Source organism: Photobacterium obscurum (genome assembly GCF_026191635.1).
Classification (GTDB): Bacteria; Pseudomonadota; Gammaproteobacteria; order Enterobacterales; family Vibrionaceae; genus Photobacterium; species Photobacterium obscurum.
In genome coordinates, this window is record NZ_JAKRRW010000006.1 from 238,479 (window position 1) to 254,517 (window position 16,039).

Sequence of the window (16,039 nt, forward strand, 5' to 3'; positions counted from 1 at the left end):
TGATGAATCTGACTTATTTGCAGACATTCCTTGTGGTAGCCGAAGAAGGTAGCTTCACTAAAGCCGCAGAGATACTCGATGTGTCTAAAGGCCTGGTGTCTCGTCATGTTCAGAAACTTGAGGAAGCATTGAACTCAAGGTTGTTTCATCGGACTACCCGTTCGATCAGTCTTACCGAAGTAGGTGAGGAGTTATATACAAAAGCGAAGCAAATTCAGTTACTGGCCACCGAGGCAGAAATGCGTGTAAAGGATATTACGCAGGAAGTCACTGGTGACCTGAAAGTCACAGCACCCATTGAGTTTGGCCGGGCGCTTTGTCGCCATGTGATCCCATCTTTTAGAAAGCAATACCCGAAGGTGGATTTAGTCTTCGATTTTGGCCCCATAAAGAAGAAAATTGAGTCTGGGGATTTTGATGTGGCTTTTAGAGCTTATGATGAATTGCCAAACGATGTCATTGCCAAAGATCTGGGCTTCATCCGAAATGTACTGGTTTGCAGTGCAAATTACGCAAAAGCGAATAAGCTGGCAGCGATCGAAGATATTCATCAATGTGCTTTCATTCTCAATAGTCAAAATGAGCGCTGGAATCAGCTGGAGCTTATCAAAGGCGAACAAAAGTATAATGTTGAAGTGACAGGGAGTCTTCGCTCCAATACTTATAATTCAATATTAGAGCTAGCGAGACAGGGGATGGGGGTCGCTAGCTTGCCGTATTATCAAGTTGAAGATCATTTCAATAATGGTGAACTTGTTCATGTTTTCCCTGAATGGTCAGTAAAAGCTCATAAACTAAGTCTTATATATGCGCAAAGGCGAATAACACCCAACAAGCTGGTTACTTTTAATCTTGCGGTAACCCAATGGCTGAAATCTAACAGCTTATACATGATATGAGATTGGATATTTATAACGGCGTAGGGGTAGGGTGAAATGTCCCCATATGTGTTGGGCTGGCAATAAAGAAGAGAAAAATAACAGGAGGAAACCTGACTATATTCAATAATCAGGTTATAACATATTATGTCGGAATAGCTTCAAAACATGATTAATTAGTGTTTAAAAGTATTCTTTTCATTTTCGCTAGTTGCAGTGAGATCACCAGCAGGATTAATAAGGTGAGGCAAAATCTTAGGTAAGTTTAGCTCGATATCTTTATCTTCCACAGGATCAATTTTCTCGTTATACCAGCCAAGCAAGCCAAGCACAGCATAGCCAATAGCGTCATCACTTTCACGGTGCTCAAGAATGATCTGTAGAAACCGTAAGATAGCCTTATCATTTGATTGAGCTTGTTTTAGTGTTGCTTGAAAGATATCAGTTGCTTCAGCAATTAAACCTTCATACTCAGTCTCAATCGCGACTTTAAACGATCCACCATCAACGGAAATTTTCATATCAATTTAGCCTGTTATTCTAATTGAGGTAAATATTAACGGATAAAGCACAACTTGTCGCTAAGCTCCCTTTAAAACACAGTTTAAGTGGCGAATATCAAAGTGAATAATAGGGACATCAGTGAGAGAGGGCTCTGTCAGAAAGAAGCAGTATCGTTGAAGTGATTCTTGTGAGCATTGTCATATATCAGGAAATTATACCAACCATATGAAATTAACTTAATATGGTTTGACTATGCTTTTACTCGATCATTGTCCTAATAGAAAGGAGATACCATGTCTAATTCAGTTCACTTCGCAAATAATCTTGATTCAGATATTTATGTGATGGTTGCACCAAACCAGGATTGGGTTTGGGCCGATTTATCTACGGATCTTGCATTTTTGGCTGTTGATGGAATTGGTGCGGTTAATGCTGTGAAGGATGTTTGGACTGCTATTAAAACCGTTCAGGCTTTAGGCGACGGAATTGGCAGTGCGTTAAAATTTACCGAGTTTTTTAAAAAAAATGGCATCACGATTAAGTCTGGTCAGTGTAAAGATGTACTGAGTAAGACAACGTATGAAAACCCTCTAAATTATCTAACACCAAGCTTTTGGGGAGCCTTATTTGGTGCTTCAGACGTGACAATTATTGCCGTGACGGATGAGCTAAAAATGTCCGTAATGTATAACACTAATAGTGATTACTCTTGGATCGCGACAGGTGAAAGTGTTGTAAGAGCTAAGTATGGATCTCTTTGGCAGCAAAGCCCCCAGTCTGGTATTCACTATTTTCATACCGATGCCCAGCCTTTGCTTAAGGAGTTTACACAATATGACGATGGCCAAACACCATCAGTCGCAATTGATAGCAGCAACCGGGTTATTGAAGTACATCAGTCCCAGAACCATAGTACGCTATGGTGCCGTATGGGGGCGTTGGAAGGGAAGGAAGTGAGCTGGGGTGATAGTCATCAATATGATACCGGAGTATCACCATCAGTTACGATGGCGCCAAACAATAAGGTTGTAGAGGTTCACCAGTCAGAGAACCACAACACATTATGGTATCGCGTTGGCACTTTATCTGGCGATGCAATAGTGTGGGGGGCAAGTCATCAGTTTGATGATGGTGTTACTCCTTCTGTCACTATGGGGCCGGATAATCAGGTTATTGAAGTTCATAAGTCTCAGAACCACGATACATTATGGTACCGCGTGGGAGTATTAGATGGCGATGAGATCCATTGGGGAGATAGTCACCAATACGATAGCGGCATATTGCCTTCGGTAGCATTCGATGGTGATAAGACCGTAGTCGAAGTTCATCAGTCTGAAAATCACGATACGCTTTGGTGCCGAGTAGGTATGTTGAGTGATGGTTTAATCGAGTGGGGTGAGTCTCATTGTTATGACAATGGTATAACTCCTTCAGTAGCTATAAATCGCAACGGCGGGATATTCGAAGTACACCAGTCAGAGAATAACAGCTCGTTATGGCAACTTTGTGGGGTGATAAAGAATAGTGCCATTGAATGGTCAAATAACCTTAATTATACAAAAGGGCGTGAACCATCGATTGCCATGAATAACGACAATGAACTTGTTGAAGTTCATAAGTCACAAAATCATGATACCTTGTGGGATGGCACTGGCTTGTATACCAAATAATATAACTGATTTTTTTCAAAGCCACCTCTTTTAGAGGTGGCTTTATCGCTTTCAATTCATCATCTTAACCAAACCATACAGCAAGAAATATAAGCTCACCGAATGGCAGCCTTGCTATGGTTTTAAGAGGCCAAAACGTCTTGTAAGTCGAAGGCTATTCAGAGCCTGACTCCTTTCGATTCCCCTATCGAACTCAGCGCCTCTCTTATCTACAGTTCAACATTATAATCAAATCCGTCCGCGGTGCTTTAGGCCTTACTTATCCAACAAGAAAAACGTTTAGAACACGTAACATATAATTGTGTGAAAAACCTGTCAGCACAGTATGAAAACACCATAAATCAAGCAAAATTTGAATAATGATGCCGTTGCTGTTAACATTTTTGCTGGTTTTTTATTTAGTGGTCTAATTATCTCTGTTTCTTTAGGCCGTTTTGCTTTTACTTTTTGATAAAAAAAAGCATTAAGGATTGAACGTTTGAGTATCATTTATGGATAGCATTTTAAAAAAATACAGCATCGAAACGACCGACTATCAGGTGGGTCAGGACAACATTCAAAAGTGGGGTTTTGATATTCATAACCCCGTATTCGGCATTAGCGCAGGTCTTATCTTTTTGTTCCTTTCGGCACTGCTAGTTGTCGAGCCCAGCACCGCCAAAGAGGCACTAAATAGCTTAAAGAACGGCATCATTGAAGATTTCGACGTCTTCTTCATGTGGGCAACCAACTTTTTTCTTTTTTTCACTCTGGCCTTGATGCTGTCACCTTTAGGTAAAATCCGCATTGGTGGCAAAGAGGCAAAACCTGAGCACTCAACCGTTTCATGGATGGCAATGCTGTTTGCTGCAGGTATGGGGATTGGTCTTCTGTTTTGGGGGGTGGCCGAACCTACGGCTTACTTTACTAACTGGTGGGGTACGCCGTTTAACGTAGAACCATACACCGCAGAAGCGAAATCACTCGCGATGGGGGCGACTATCTTCCACTGGGGGATCCATGGTTGGTCTATCTACGCGATTGTTGCGCTCGCGTTGGCATTTTTTGCCTATAACAAGGGGCTGCCGCTCTCAATTCGCTCAGTGTTCTATCCAGTCTTTGGTGATCGTGCCTGGGGCTGGCTTGGTCATGTAATTGATATTATGGCTGTACTGGCCACCCTGTTTGGCTTGGCAACCTCTCTTGGCTTGGGTGCACAGCAGGCTACTAGCGGTATTAATCATGTGTTTGGTACTGATGGCGGCATTGGTATGCAGCTTGTGGTTATTGCATTCGTGACTTTGATTGCCATTGTTTCGGTAGTGCGCGGTATCGATGGTGGTGTGAAGTTGCTGAGTAACATCAATATGCTGTTTGCCTTCGCCTTATTGTTGTTTGTGACTTATGTCAGCTTTGATGTTGCGAAGCTGTCACTGCCAGAAACATTCATGGCTTATGCGGAAAATATCATTGGTCTGAGCAACCCTCATGGTCGTGAAGATACGACATGGATGCACGGTTGGACGGTATTCTACTGGGCGTGGTGGATTTCATGGTCACCATTTGTTGGTATGTTTATTGCGCGTGTATCTAACGGACGTACTGTGCGCGAATTCTTGTTCGCCGTGGTGTTTATTCCGACCCTGATGACCATGATTTGGATGTCAATATTCGGCGGAATTGCGCTTGATCAGGTAGTCAATAAGGTTGGAGAGCTGGGAGCACAAGGCTTAACAGATATTTCTCTCACTCTGTTTCATGTCTATGATGCCTTGCCATTTGGCTCTGCCATTTCCATTATTTCGATTGTGTTGATACTGATCTTTTTTATCACATCATCGGATTCAGGCTCTCTGGTTATCGACAGTATCACTGCTGGTGGTAAGGTTGAAGCTCCGGTTCCACAGCGGATCTTCTGGGCATCAGTTGAGGGAGCCATTGCGGCGGTCATGCTTTGGGTGGGTGGTAAAGAAGCGCTTCAGGCATTGCAGTCTGGTGTTGTGGCGACGGCACTGCCATTTACTTTTGTCCTGTTGCTGATGTGCGTTAGCTTGATCAAGGGATTAAGAACAGAACGTTCTTTATACCGATAATGGTTAGCCGGAAAGCCTATCGTTATGTTGGTCGTTTCAGCTGACCTGAAATAAGCATGAGGTGCTTCTTAATCAGTCTCAACCCAAAGGTTGAGACTGATTGGTTATTTTTATGACTGCTCTAACAAGCTCTTATCACATGATGTAAGTAGCACGATAAAATTATTCTTATCCCAAAGTTTGTGACAGTTAAAGCGCATTCACATACTATTTGTTGAATGCATCAATAATTCAGCTATGTATATACTCAATAAGGCCGTTTGTTGTTTATTCATAGAAAGGGGGGCGCCAAGGGTAGGGATCCATCCACATAGCCAACATTACTCTCAAGGCGTTCATCGGTAACCATTCGTTGTATCCCACCCAGTCTTTATATTGCTCGACATTGGGTTAACAAGCATGTTAATCCAAATCTGGCCCTTTCCGTGTTGATGAAATTCTGTTGATGAAGTGTTGCGATTACCGACATCGAAAACGACTCAAAGAGAAAGGCCTGAGGCACTCAAACGCAGCCGTAGCCCAGCCCGATATTATAAGAATCACTGACCTAAGGAAATTGAGGATAGCGTAACCGTCTTGTCTATTGTGGAAATATGTTATATAACTTGCATCTCAGATGTATGTTATATAACATGTTTTGCGATATGGAGGCGGTTAATATCTCAATACTCACTGACAACAAGGACAAGTATACAAGCTTAACAATGGATAAAAGCCAGTAGATATGCCGAATTCCCTGATAAAAAACAACACTTACAATGGGGCTGTATGTATATGCGTTCTCTCTTTATTCGAATGAGGTTCATTCACTGGTTAGGTTCAATTGCACTTTTGGTTAATGCGACATTTTTCACTGATGTGCTATTTTCACAAATCATTCAATATGTTGTGGTTGTTTTTTTGATTATCCATGATATCGATGAAAAGTTTTGGGGTGTCGATTCTTTGGAAAATATCACAAACTATATGAAGAATTTTGAAAGAAAAGACCTTTCTGTGCCCTGCGAAATAAACAGCAAGTACAACAGTGAAATGGGCAATGTGCTCGATGTTATCAATACCTTCAGAGACAATGTGAAAAATGCCCTGGTAGATATACAACAACAGGCCAGTACTTCTGATGAAATATCCGATTTACTCAAAGTCAAAGCTCAGAACATTTCGGTCAGGATTCAGGAACAAGACAATCGAGTCAGCTTTATAACAAATCAAGTTGAGACCCTGGATAAGACATCAATATCCCTTCAATCTAAAGCAGAAGAAACGCGCTCAAAAGTCGAGCTGACCCGAGATGATTTACTTACTTCAAACAGCACTATGGGGATGATGGTAAAGGAGATAGGTACTTACATCCAAAACAATGATGCGCTTCATAACAAATTTCATCTGCTATCTAAGCAAACACAATCTATTGAAAAAGTAGTGCTGGTCATCAATAACCTGGCAGATCAGACGAACCTTTTGGCTTTAAACGCAGCGATAGAAGCAGCCAGAGCGGGGGAACATGGAAGAGGGTTTGCTGTTGTGGCGGATGAAGTGAGAAACTTAGCCAAATCTACTCAGGAAAGTCTGGATGAGATTAACCAGATAATTGTTGGGATATCTGAAGCGGTTCTTGACGCTGGTGAGCAGATGAAAACTCAGTCGGCGGCGATTGCATCATTATCTCACTACACAACATCCAGCCAATCAGGGCTAGAAGTGGCCTGTGAAAATATCAACGAAATCTTGACTCTGATTGGACAAGACTGTGAAAGTGATAGTGTTGATATCCATTATGTTCACAAGCTTGTTGGAGATATCAGTAAAGACATTGAAGCATTAAAAACGCTCTCCAGCTCTAATGCTAATGATTGTGCAGAGCTTGAGAAACAAGGGGACTACCTCAGTGAAGTTACTGATAACATCGTAGGGCAGCTGGGGTTATTTAAAACAGAATAACCCTTAACGTGTGTATTGCTAAGCACAGAACTCACAGCATGATCCAACAGCCTCCCCCCTCTTTATCAACTAAATCAATAGAGAAATTCTCAAAGCAAAAAGCGGGGGGCTGGAGAGGGGATTGATGCAGAAATCAAAATGCAGCTGCCTTGATTTGAGCCACAGAGCAACCCCAACCAGTTATTCTTTTAATCTTTATCAAAGCCACCAAGATTATGATATCCATAGCTATTGAGTGAATGCCTTCGGGTTGGTTAGCACGGTGATGAGAGGTTGAAATTTACCTAAAAGCGCCCCCTTCTTGTTTGAGAAAATCTATCAGAGTGCGCGTTCTTAGCGGCATTAATGCCTTGTTTTGATACACGGCATATAAAGGAATGGCAACATCATGAACTTCGGGGAGGATTCTGACCAACTCACCACTAGCTAGCTCATTTTCAACCGTAAAGTCTGGCAAGAGACCAAACCCAATATGATTGATCAGGAATCCTTTTAGTGCGTTTGTGGTGCGAACCCGCACTTTGGGTTTTTTGCTCAGTTTTATTACCTCTCCTTGCGACGACTTTAACACCAGCAGTTTATCACCATGCACGATATCGTGACTCACCCAGTCGAGTTTTAGCAGATCTTGTGCTGACTGTAGTTCATCAAAACGCTTAAGGTACTCTGGTGACGCACAAAGAATATCGTCAAACTCACCAATTTTAGTTGCATGCAGACTGGAATCTTCAAGCGCGGAGGAAGCGCGAATAGCAATATCACAACGTGATTCAATCAAGTTGCTGTAGCTGTCACTTTCCATCACATCGAGCTGAATTTGTGGATATTGGTTGAGAAATTTACTGAAGAGGTTTATGTATGCAGCATTGCCGATCGGCGTTGAAATTCGTATTAGGCCACTTGGCTCGTTACTGAACTTCTGTGCTTCAGTGTTGGCCTGCATCGCCAGCTCTTGAATCATTTGACACTTTTTGTAGTAGTGTACTCCAGTGTCAGTAAGTGATAACGAGCGTGTCGTTCGATGCAGCAGGCGTGTATTTAATCCTTGCTCAAGTTTGGTCACTATCTGAGAAACTCGCGCTTTGCCAATACCTAACTGATCTGCAGCTTTGGTAAAGGATTGAGTTTCGACCACCTTGGTAAACACCATCATGTCATCTATCGAGATCATTTTTTCACATACTGTTTAGTCAGAATTAACTGTGAGTTTACTTAAAGTGTAATTATCATTCAAATTCGAAACGATATAGTTATCACAAAACAATAATAAATACATGGATTTAGAAATATGATTGCTGTAACAGGTACACACCCCTAAGCGAGATGCTCAAGGCGATTTTCGCGTAAAAAATACCTTTTCACCCCGAACTTTTCTTGCGGCAGACCATTATCCGTTAGGCACGGTTTTTGTCTCTGATGCGTCTACATATCTAAAAATAATGAAATCAAACTACCCAAACATACCGTCATTAAAGACTTTAGAGGCATTTGAGAGCGTTGCTAGGCTATCAAGTGTCTCAGTGGCTGCTCGGGAGCTATGCGTAAGCACTTCTGCTATATCACTGCAGATAAAAAAACTAGAATCAGAGCTTGGCAAAAAGCTATTAGAAAAGTCAGGCCGTGGGATCTCACTAACCAGCGATGGAGCAACTTTCTACATTGAAGTAAAGGATATCTTAAGCACCTTAGATCAAAGGTTATCAGTAATACGAAGCGGCTTTGACAACAACGAACTAACCATTCAGACCTATGTAATGCCATCAATAAAATGGCTTAATATGAAGCTTATTGACTACACAGATAATCACGAAAACATCAAGCTTAAGATAACCATGCCTGGTTACGATCATTTCAATAGCAAGCATGCTGATTTAGCTTTCATCTTAGAGCGAGATCCCCAGAACATAGAGAACGAATTCCGCTGGATTAAGGTATTCCCTCATGAAATCACCCCTTTCTGTACACCTGATTTACTTAAGCGATTCGGTATTGAAGATTGCAGTTCACCAGAAGAAATTACCAAACTGCCGATCATATCGACTACTCGCGATGAAGAGGATTGGCAACGCTGGTTCAATGAATTCGTTCCTGGCCATAGGTTCAAACCTTACTTAACGACAGGTGACAAGATGACGGCCATAGAGCTTGCCGCTCATGATAAAGGTGTTGTCTTAATGAACTCCCCTTTTGTTTATCGTGAGCTTGCTAGTGGCGAGTTGTGTAAGCCGTTTGATTGCACAATTCATTTAGGTGAATGGGGATTTATTTTTAAAAGAGGAAACAAGAAAGAGGCACTGATTAAGGATGTAATTAGTCACATTTCAGGTGTTTTTTTTGATTCGTAGCTCACCAATCAAAATGAATAGGATTAGTTAGCGTGACCATCATCAATAATATTTTTTGATTACAATCAATAAATCCTGGCGCATGGCTTTTTTGTGGTTTGAATGTTTAATTTTTCTCAACAATCTTAAAGTTTATTGAAATTGTTCGATTTTTTTATTTGGGCAACACTGTCAACCTATTCACGATAGGTATTTGCACCTCACGTTTACTGTGGCCCAGTTTCGTTTATGGCTGGCCGCCATGTTGCAGCGTTATCTCTTAGTTTCCTAGCGTGATATTAAGCCACCAAGAACACTTTGTTGCTGGTGGTTTCCAGTAGTAGCCGTTTTGTATCTCTGCAATTGCTGAAATATAAGGCAGTTTTCTGATAACAACCAAAGAGGAAATCATGTTTACCCTACTGAAAAATACCAATCTCTATAACCCAAATAAAATAGGCAAAACTGACATCTTATTAGGACAAGGAAAAATAATAGCAATAGAACCTGATTTGAATGTTACTGGTCTAAAAGCAGTAAAAACTATCGACTGCCGTGGCAAAATCGTAACACCAGGATTGATTGATCAGCATGTCCATCTAACGGGCGGCGGAGGTGAAGCTGGATTTACAAGCCGAGTGCCGCAGGTTTCCCTAAAAAAATTATTAGAGGCCGGTACCACAACCGTTATCGGCGTTCTGGGTACAGATGGAATTTCCCGGTCACCTCGCGATCTGTATGCCAAAGCCGCTGCACTCACAGAAGAAGGCATTAGCGCCTTCATGTATACCGGATCGTATGAAGTTCCTACCAAAACGATCACCGGATCGATTCGTGATGATATTGCCTTTATTCCGTCCGTTCTTGGCGTAAAAATCGCGTTAGCCGATCATCGATGTTCTTTCCCTACGACTCAAGAACTAGCACGTATCATCTCTGATATTCGAATTGCCGGTATGCTGTCAGGGAAACGTGGTGTACTTCACATTCATATGGGAGATTTACCAAACGCATTTGACAAGATTGAAGAACTTATTGATCTGGGCGTACCTATTAAACACTTCTCTCCTACGCATCTAGAGCGTAATTCAGGTTTATTTGATGAAGCGATCAGCTTTGCATTGAAAGGCGGGAAAATCGATATTACCTCCGCCCCTGGCAATGACACACCTCAAGAGCAAATGATAAAACGTGCACTTGAATCAGGCGTAGCCGCAGACCGAATCACTACCAGCTCAGATGGTAATGGAAGTCTGCCTGAGTTTAACGAACATGGAGAGCTAACCGGCATTGTTGCGGCAAGTTGTGATAGCAATCTTAAGTTTTTGCCGAAATTGATTAACGTAGGAATTGAACCAGAGAAGGCCATTGCAATGATGACGGCCAATGTGGCTGATACGCTAGGGATAAACAAAGGTCGAATAAGTCTTGGTCATGATGCTGATCTCTGCATCTTCAATGATGATTTTACGCTTAATAGTGTGATTGCCAAAGGAAAGACAATGCTTTTGGACAATGAAGTGCTAGTGAAAGCGAATTTCGAATAATTTGAGATTTCTATTTTGCTTGATAACCATTTTATATCAGCACTTGGTATATAGGGTGACCCCTTTCTACTGGCGACAGTAGAAAGACAAGGAGATAATAATGACAACCCAAACCGTAACGAAAGAAGAGAAAGGTGGTTTCTTCGCCAACTTTAAATTCCCTTCAGCCTACACCATTCTTTTTGCACTTATTGCCCTAGTGGCATTGCTGACCTGGATTGTACCGGCCGGTAAGTATGATCGCGTCATGAATGAAGATCTAGGTAGAGAAGTACCTGTAAGCGGTACCTACCAATCAATAGACAACAACCCGCAAGGCATAGTCGATGTCCTGCTGGCACCGATTGACGGCTTCTACGATCACAATAGCTATGAAGCAGCGGCTATCGACGTAGCCTTGTTCATTCTGGTGATCGGTGGTTTCCTTGGTCTGGTAACCAAAACTGGTGCTATTGATGCCAGTATCGCGCGTGTTACAGCTCGCCTGCAAGGCCGGGAAGAGTTGATGATCCCAATCCTGATGGCAATGTTTGCTGCAGGTGGTACGATTTACGGCATGGCCGAAGAGACAATACCTTTCTATACTCTGCTGGTTCCTGTAATGATGCTTGCCCGCTTTGACCCTTTAGTTGCGGCTGCAACCGTACAGCTAGGAGCTGGTATCGGTAGTCTTGGCTCAACCATCAACCCATTCGCAACAGTAATTGCATCCAACGCCGCAAGCATCTCTTTCACTGACGGTATCGAACCGCGTTTTGCTATATTGATTATCGGCTGGGTGATCTGTGTAGGCTATGTCATGCGCTATGCCAAAATAGTTCGTGAAGACAAAACCAAGTCTATCGTTTATGACAAGTACGAAGAGAACAAAGCACACTTCCTGGGCAACCAGTCTGACGAATTGCTGGAGTTCACCACCACTCGTAAAATCATCATGGCTCTGTTCGCCGCTTCTTTCGGTATCATGATCTACGGCGTAGCCGTTGCTGGCTGGTGGATGGCTGAAATCTCAGCAATGTTCCTGGCTTCAAGTATCATCATCGGTCTAGTCGCCCGCATGAGTGAAGCAGAGTTAACATCAAGCTTCATCGACGGTGCCCGTGACCTGCTGGGTGTTGCACTAATTATCGGTATCGCACGTGGTATTGTTGTAATCATGGACCGCGGCATGATCACTGACACCGTCCTGAACTATGCCGAGCATGCAGTAACCGGCCTGTCTTCTATCGTGTTCATTAATGTAATGTACTGGCTGGAAGTTCTGCTATCGTTCGTGGTTCCTTCATCTTCTGGCCTTGCTGTACTGACTATGCCAATTATGGCTCCTCTGGCTGACTTTGCCGGTGTAGGCCGTGACCTGGTAGTGACTGCTTACCAGTCAGCTTCTGGTCTCGTGAACATGGTTACACCAACTTCAGCAGTACTTATGGGGGGGCTGGCAATTGCCCGCGTCCCTTATGTTCGCTGGCTTAAATGGGTCGCGCCGCTAATTGGTATGCTGACTGTTCTAATCATGACCATACTAAGTGCTGGCGCAATGATGTAATCAACGCGCAAGCCCGATACTCAATAAACCACCAGCAACACCTTGTTGCTGGTGGTTTTTTTCATTCCCTACACACTGTTTAGCCACGTTTAACTATAAGTTTAACTGGTGGTGGATTATCTGTTAATGGTGGAACTATATAGTTAACTCAACGCAATTGAGAAACTAATGGAGTTAGAAAAATGATTGTTGTAACAGGTGCAACTGGCCAACTAGGCCGTCTAGTGATCAAGCATTTAATCAGTAAAGTAGATGCGTCAGAAATAATTGCTGCGGTCCGTACTCCTGAAAAAGCAAGCGATTTATCTGCTTTGGGTGTGCAAGTGCGTAAAGCTGATTACTCAAGGCCTGAAACACTAAAAACAGCATTCGATGGTGCAGAGAAAATTCTTCTTATCTCATCAAGTGAGTTGGGCCAAAGAGCCGAACAGCACATGAATGTTATCGAAGCTGCGAAAAGCGAGGGGGTATCTCTCATTGCCTATACAAGTTTACTGCATGCAGACACGTCTCCTTTAGGGCTAGCAGGAGAGCACATCGAAACAGAGAAGCATTTGAAGGAGAGTGGGGTACCATTCGTGCTGCTTCGCAATGGTTGGTATACGGAGAACTATCTTGCAAGTGTAGCGCCTTCCATTGAGCACGGGGTGTTTATTGGTAGTGCGGGTGAGGGCCAAATAAGCTCAGCAGCGAGAGAAGATTATGCAGAAGCTGCTGCTGTGGTCATTACATCAGAAGAGCCTCAAGCTGGAAAAGTTTACGAGCTAGCTGGTGATGAGTCATACTCACTCGCTGACCTTTCAGTTCTAATTAGCCAGGAATCAAATAAAGAAATACCTTATGTGAACCTGCCTGAAAATGAATTTAAGGAAGCACTTGTTGGCGCGGGCTTACCTGAGCCATTCGCGGCATTGCTTGCAAATTCTGATGTTGGTGCTTCAAAGGGGGGATTATTTGATGAGCAAGGGGAATTAAGTGCTTTGATTGGTCGCCCTACGACAAATCTAAGCGAGATGATCAAGGCGATTATCTCGTAAGAAATACACTTTCTCTCTAAGCTTTTTGGGAGCAGGGTTATTGTTTGTATTTTAGAACCCAAAATTAAGATAACGTGTACCTTAATTAAAGGTAAGTTATCGTTATGTAATTTGATAAATATAAATGAACTGATATTTTAACTATAAGTGCTGATAAAGATGCTCGCTGATAGCGAGCATAACTTTCAGAAATTAAATAAATGAAAATATCAACTTCTTACATTACTGCAGCACTGCTGACGACCATATCATTGCTGAGTGCATGTACAAGCACAGCCGCCGATTCAAATAATCATATGGTTAACAGTCCAATGAAACAGACAGCAATGAAAGCCCAAGATGCATCTATTAAAGATTTTGACGCCGAAGAAAGGAAAAAATATTTCCGTGAAGATTATATTCAGCATAATCCTCATGTACCAACAGGACTAGCACCTGCACTTGGTTTTCTACCGGTGTTAAAAGACGCTGGCTTAACCTATAAAACTCATCGTTTCATGGAGGATGGTGATTTTATTGTTATCCACAACACCTACGATAACGCAGAAGCATTCGGCGCCAAAGAAGTCGTAACATTTGATGTTTGGCGTATGCAAGATGGTCAAGTCGCCGAGCATTGGGATGCTATCTCTCCAGTTATAAAGGAAACGGCTAGTGGTCGCTCACAGTTTGATGGGCCGACTCTTGTCACGGATACAGACAAAACTGAATAGAATAAGCAACTAATTGCCAACTTTATGGAAGATGTATTTTTTGGTAAGGCACCAGAAAAAATAAGTGAATATATTAGTACAGAGCAATATGATCAGCATAACACTATGGTGAAAGATGGTTTAGATGGCCTCAACGAAGCGCTTGCCTACTTAGCATCTCAAAACAATATGTTCGACTACCATAAAGTTCATCGTATTTTAGGTGAAGGTAACTTTGTCTTAACGCAAAGCGAAGGGCGATGGAATGGTAAAGCACAAGCATTCTACGATTTGTTCCGAATTACAGACGGTAAAATCGTTGAGCACTGGGATATTATTCAGGAAATTCCAGAACAGATGGCCCATGAAAATGGTATGTTTTAAATAAGATAATGAGCCTCTTATTTAGGGACTCTTTATTTTTGTATTTACTTGGTTAAATGAAAATAATCAACATAGCGAACAGTGTCAAAAATATAAATATTGATTGGTATGATAAAACTCGATATTTACACCTGTGTTTTGATGGGGTTTACAAATAAAATAGAGTTTGTCGTATAAGATATTGCCAACTTAACTGTTTGAAAACGATATGCTCAGCAATATTTTCCATGTGTTAATTAATCATCAAATTGTGAGTGCAGCAACCTTTATTCAAGTTTTATTAGGATTAATATGCATACCAGTATTGACATCAATGAATATAAGCAAGCAATTAGGCTTAATCAGGAAACTAATATTGAACCAGTTCATGACTTATATGCCGCTATCATTTCGGCATTGAAGCAGATGAACATTTCAGTACCTGCTGATATTTCAGAAACAGAGGCTTTGGAAAAACTACATGGTACTTTAGCCCTTATCGGCCCATATCAATTAACAGCAGGCTTGATGAATCAAATTGAAGCTATCGCTGTCCGTGTAAATTCACAACGATTGCTTGTCGATGCTAAAACACTACCTTTTATTAGAAACATTTACACTAGTACGTACCCTGCTCAAGATCGTACGAGTATCTGGGTTGGTGATATTACCCAGCTTAAAGCTGATGCAATTGTTAATGCCGCCAATAGTTACTTATTGGGTTGTAGACTACCTAATCATGCTTGTATTGATAACGTGATACATTCTGCAGCGGGCCCTCGGCTAAGAGATGATTGCGCAACAATTATAGATAAGCAAGGCTGCAAAGAACCTTTAGGCTCTGCCAAAATAACGAGAGGCTACGCCCTACCAGCAAAGTATGTCATACATACCGTTGGGCCATGCTTAATGCCTGGACATTTACCAAGCATTGAACAAAAACAGCAGTTAATAAATGCTTATTGCGCCTGCTTAAATATTGCAGCAGAAGTCGACGACATTAAAACCATTGCCTTTTGTGCTATTTCAACAGGTGTATTTTCATACCCTAAAATTGATGCTGCTCAACTTGCGTTAACTACAGTAGCTGACTGGTTAGCTAATCACCCCAAACGATTTGAAAAAATTATATTTAATCTATATACCCAAGCAGACGCAACAATTTATGAAAAACTTATTTATGAATGGACATAACCTAGACCCAAAAATCATATCAACAGCAAAGGCCTGGTTGAGTGATGCAGAATTTATTTTGTTGCAGGACTGACGGCTGCAGCAGGTATTAACTATGCAGATGAGGAACTATTTTCTCGTGAGTTTCCAGCAATGCTCCAGTATGGGTTCAAAGCTAAATATCATATCCATGGCAGTGGTGACTAGGTTTAATGGTTATATAGTCAAAAAGCTTGGAGTACATACGTTTGAAAGATGTTAGTAAGGGTTTTAGAGACGGCAAATAATAAAG

The 16,039-nt window shown here is 41.9% G+C and carries 13 protein-coding genes; 11 read left to right on the plus strand and 2 right to left on the minus strand.

Annotation, left to right across the window (positions count from 1 at the left end; translation table 11 throughout):
* The first annotated feature begins 2 nt into the window (after positions 1-2).
* Positions 3-899 carry a LysR family transcriptional regulator gene (locus MD588_RS10595; protein WP_265697193.1) on the plus strand — a complete coding sequence of 299 codons (897 nt, stop codon included), beginning with the start codon at positions 3-5 and terminating at the stop codon, positions 897-899.
* Positions 900-1,054: 155 nt separating this feature from the next.
* Here MD588_RS10595 and MD588_RS10600 read toward each other — a convergent pair whose 3' ends face one another.
* The gene (locus MD588_RS10600; RefSeq protein WP_265697170.1) at positions 1,055-1,399 is read right to left on the minus strand and encodes a hypothetical protein; all 345 of its coding nucleotides are present in this window, start codon (positions 1,397-1,399) and stop codon (positions 1,055-1,057) included.
* Positions 1,400-1,675: 276 nt separating this feature from the next.
* Here MD588_RS10600 and MD588_RS10605 point away from each other — a divergent pair, with 276 nt between their 5' ends.
* From MD588_RS10605 to MD588_RS10615, 3 genes are all read left to right on the plus strand, one after another.
* The gene (locus MD588_RS10605) at positions 1,676-3,052 is read left to right on the plus strand and encodes a hypothetical protein (protein WP_265697171.1); all 1,377 of its coding nucleotides are present in this window, start codon (positions 1,676-1,678) and stop codon (positions 3,050-3,052) included.
* Between the two features lie 491 nt (positions 3,053-3,543).
* A complete protein-coding gene (locus tag MD588_RS10610) occupies positions 3,544-5,124 on the plus strand; it encodes a BCCT family transporter (RefSeq protein WP_265697172.1) in 1,581 nt (526 codons plus the stop codon).
* A gap of 774 nt (positions 5,125-5,898) precedes the next feature.
* Complete coding sequence (locus MD588_RS10615; RefSeq protein WP_265697173.1) at positions 5,899-7,065, plus strand: methyl-accepting chemotaxis protein; 1,167 nt, start codon at positions 5,899-5,901, stop codon at positions 7,063-7,065.
* A gap of 280 nt (positions 7,066-7,345) precedes the next feature.
* Here MD588_RS10615 and MD588_RS10620 read toward each other — a convergent pair whose 3' ends face one another.
* On the minus strand, positions 7,346-8,236 hold the full coding sequence (locus MD588_RS10620) for a LysR family transcriptional regulator (RefSeq protein WP_265697174.1): 891 nt from the start codon (positions 8,234-8,236) through the stop codon (positions 7,346-7,348).
* Positions 8,237-8,504: 268 nt separating this feature from the next.
* Between MD588_RS10620 and MD588_RS10625 the strand changes: the two genes are divergently transcribed.
* The 7 genes from MD588_RS10625 to MD588_RS10655 all read left to right on the plus strand — a co-directional run bounded on the left by MD588_RS10625 (position 8,505) and on the right by MD588_RS10655 (position 15,768).
* Entirely contained in the window at positions 8,505-9,410 is a 906-nt protein-coding gene (locus tag MD588_RS10625; protein WP_265697175.1) for a LysR family transcriptional regulator, read from the plus strand.
* Positions 9,411-9,799: 389 nt separating this feature from the next.
* Entirely contained in the window at positions 9,800-10,936 is a 1,137-nt protein-coding gene (iadA, locus tag MD588_RS10630; RefSeq protein WP_265697177.1) for a beta-aspartyl-peptidase, read from the plus strand.
* A gap of 100 nt (positions 10,937-11,036) precedes the next feature.
* Positions 11,037-12,482 carry a YfcC family protein gene (locus MD588_RS10635; protein ID WP_265697179.1) on the plus strand — a complete coding sequence of 482 codons (1,446 nt, stop codon included), beginning with the start codon at positions 11,037-11,039 and terminating at the stop codon, positions 12,480-12,482.
* A gap of 182 nt (positions 12,483-12,664) precedes the next feature.
* Positions 12,665-13,519, plus strand: a complete 855-nt coding sequence (locus MD588_RS10640; protein WP_265697180.1) for an SDR family oxidoreductase — start codon at positions 12,665-12,667, stop codon at positions 13,517-13,519.
* Positions 13,520-13,719: 200 nt separating this feature from the next.
* The gene (locus tag MD588_RS10645; protein WP_265697182.1) at positions 13,720-14,232 is read left to right on the plus strand and encodes a nuclear transport factor 2 family protein; all 513 of its coding nucleotides are present in this window, start codon (positions 13,720-13,722) and stop codon (positions 14,230-14,232) included.
* Positions 14,233-14,244: 12 nt separating this feature from the next.
* Positions 14,245-14,595 (plus strand): nuclear transport factor 2 family protein, encoded by a 351-nt coding sequence (locus MD588_RS10650; protein ID WP_407676562.1) that lies wholly within the window; start codon positions 14,245-14,247, stop codon positions 14,593-14,595.
* A gap of 291 nt (positions 14,596-14,886) precedes the next feature.
* Positions 14,887-15,768, plus strand: a complete 882-nt coding sequence (locus tag MD588_RS10655) for a macro domain-containing protein (RefSeq protein ID WP_265697185.1) — start codon at positions 14,887-14,889, stop codon at positions 15,766-15,768.
* Positions 15,769-16,039: the final 271 nt, after the last annotated feature.

Excerpts from the sequence above, each read along its gene's own strand:
- MD588_RS10595 (WP_265697193.1), top strand. The coding sequence starts at position 3 with ATGAATCTGACTTATTTGCAGACATTCCTTGTGGTAGCCGAAGAAGGT.
- MD588_RS10600 (WP_265697170.1), bottom strand. The coding sequence starts at position 1,399 with ATGAAAATTTCCGTTGATGGTGGATCGTTTAAAGTCGCGATTGAGACT.
- MD588_RS10605 (WP_265697171.1), top strand. The coding sequence starts at position 1,676 with ATGTCTAATTCAGTTCACTTCGCAAATAATCTTGATTCAGATATTTAT.
- MD588_RS10610 (WP_265697172.1), top strand. The coding sequence starts at position 3,544 with ATGGATAGCATTTTAAAAAAATACAGCATCGAAACGACCGACTATCAG.
- MD588_RS10615 (WP_265697173.1), top strand. The coding sequence starts at position 5,899 with ATGCGTTCTCTCTTTATTCGAATGAGGTTCATTCACTGGTTAGGTTCA.
- MD588_RS10620 (WP_265697174.1), bottom strand. The coding sequence starts at position 8,236 with ATGATCTCGATAGATGACATGATGGTGTTTACCAAGGTGGTCGAAACT.
- MD588_RS10625 (WP_265697175.1), top strand. The coding sequence starts at position 8,505 with ATGAAATCAAACTACCCAAACATACCGTCATTAAAGACTTTAGAGGCA.
- iadA (WP_265697177.1), top strand. The coding sequence starts at position 9,800 with ATGTTTACCCTACTGAAAAATACCAATCTCTATAACCCAAATAAAATA.
- MD588_RS10635 (WP_265697179.1), top strand. The coding sequence starts at position 11,037 with ATGACAACCCAAACCGTAACGAAAGAAGAGAAAGGTGGTTTCTTCGCC.
- MD588_RS10640 (WP_265697180.1), top strand. The coding sequence starts at position 12,665 with ATGATTGTTGTAACAGGTGCAACTGGCCAACTAGGCCGTCTAGTGATC.
- MD588_RS10645 (WP_265697182.1), top strand. The coding sequence starts at position 13,720 with ATGAAAATATCAACTTCTTACATTACTGCAGCACTGCTGACGACCATA.
- MD588_RS10655 (WP_265697185.1), top strand. The coding sequence starts at position 14,887 with ATGCATACCAGTATTGACATCAATGAATATAAGCAAGCAATTAGGCTT.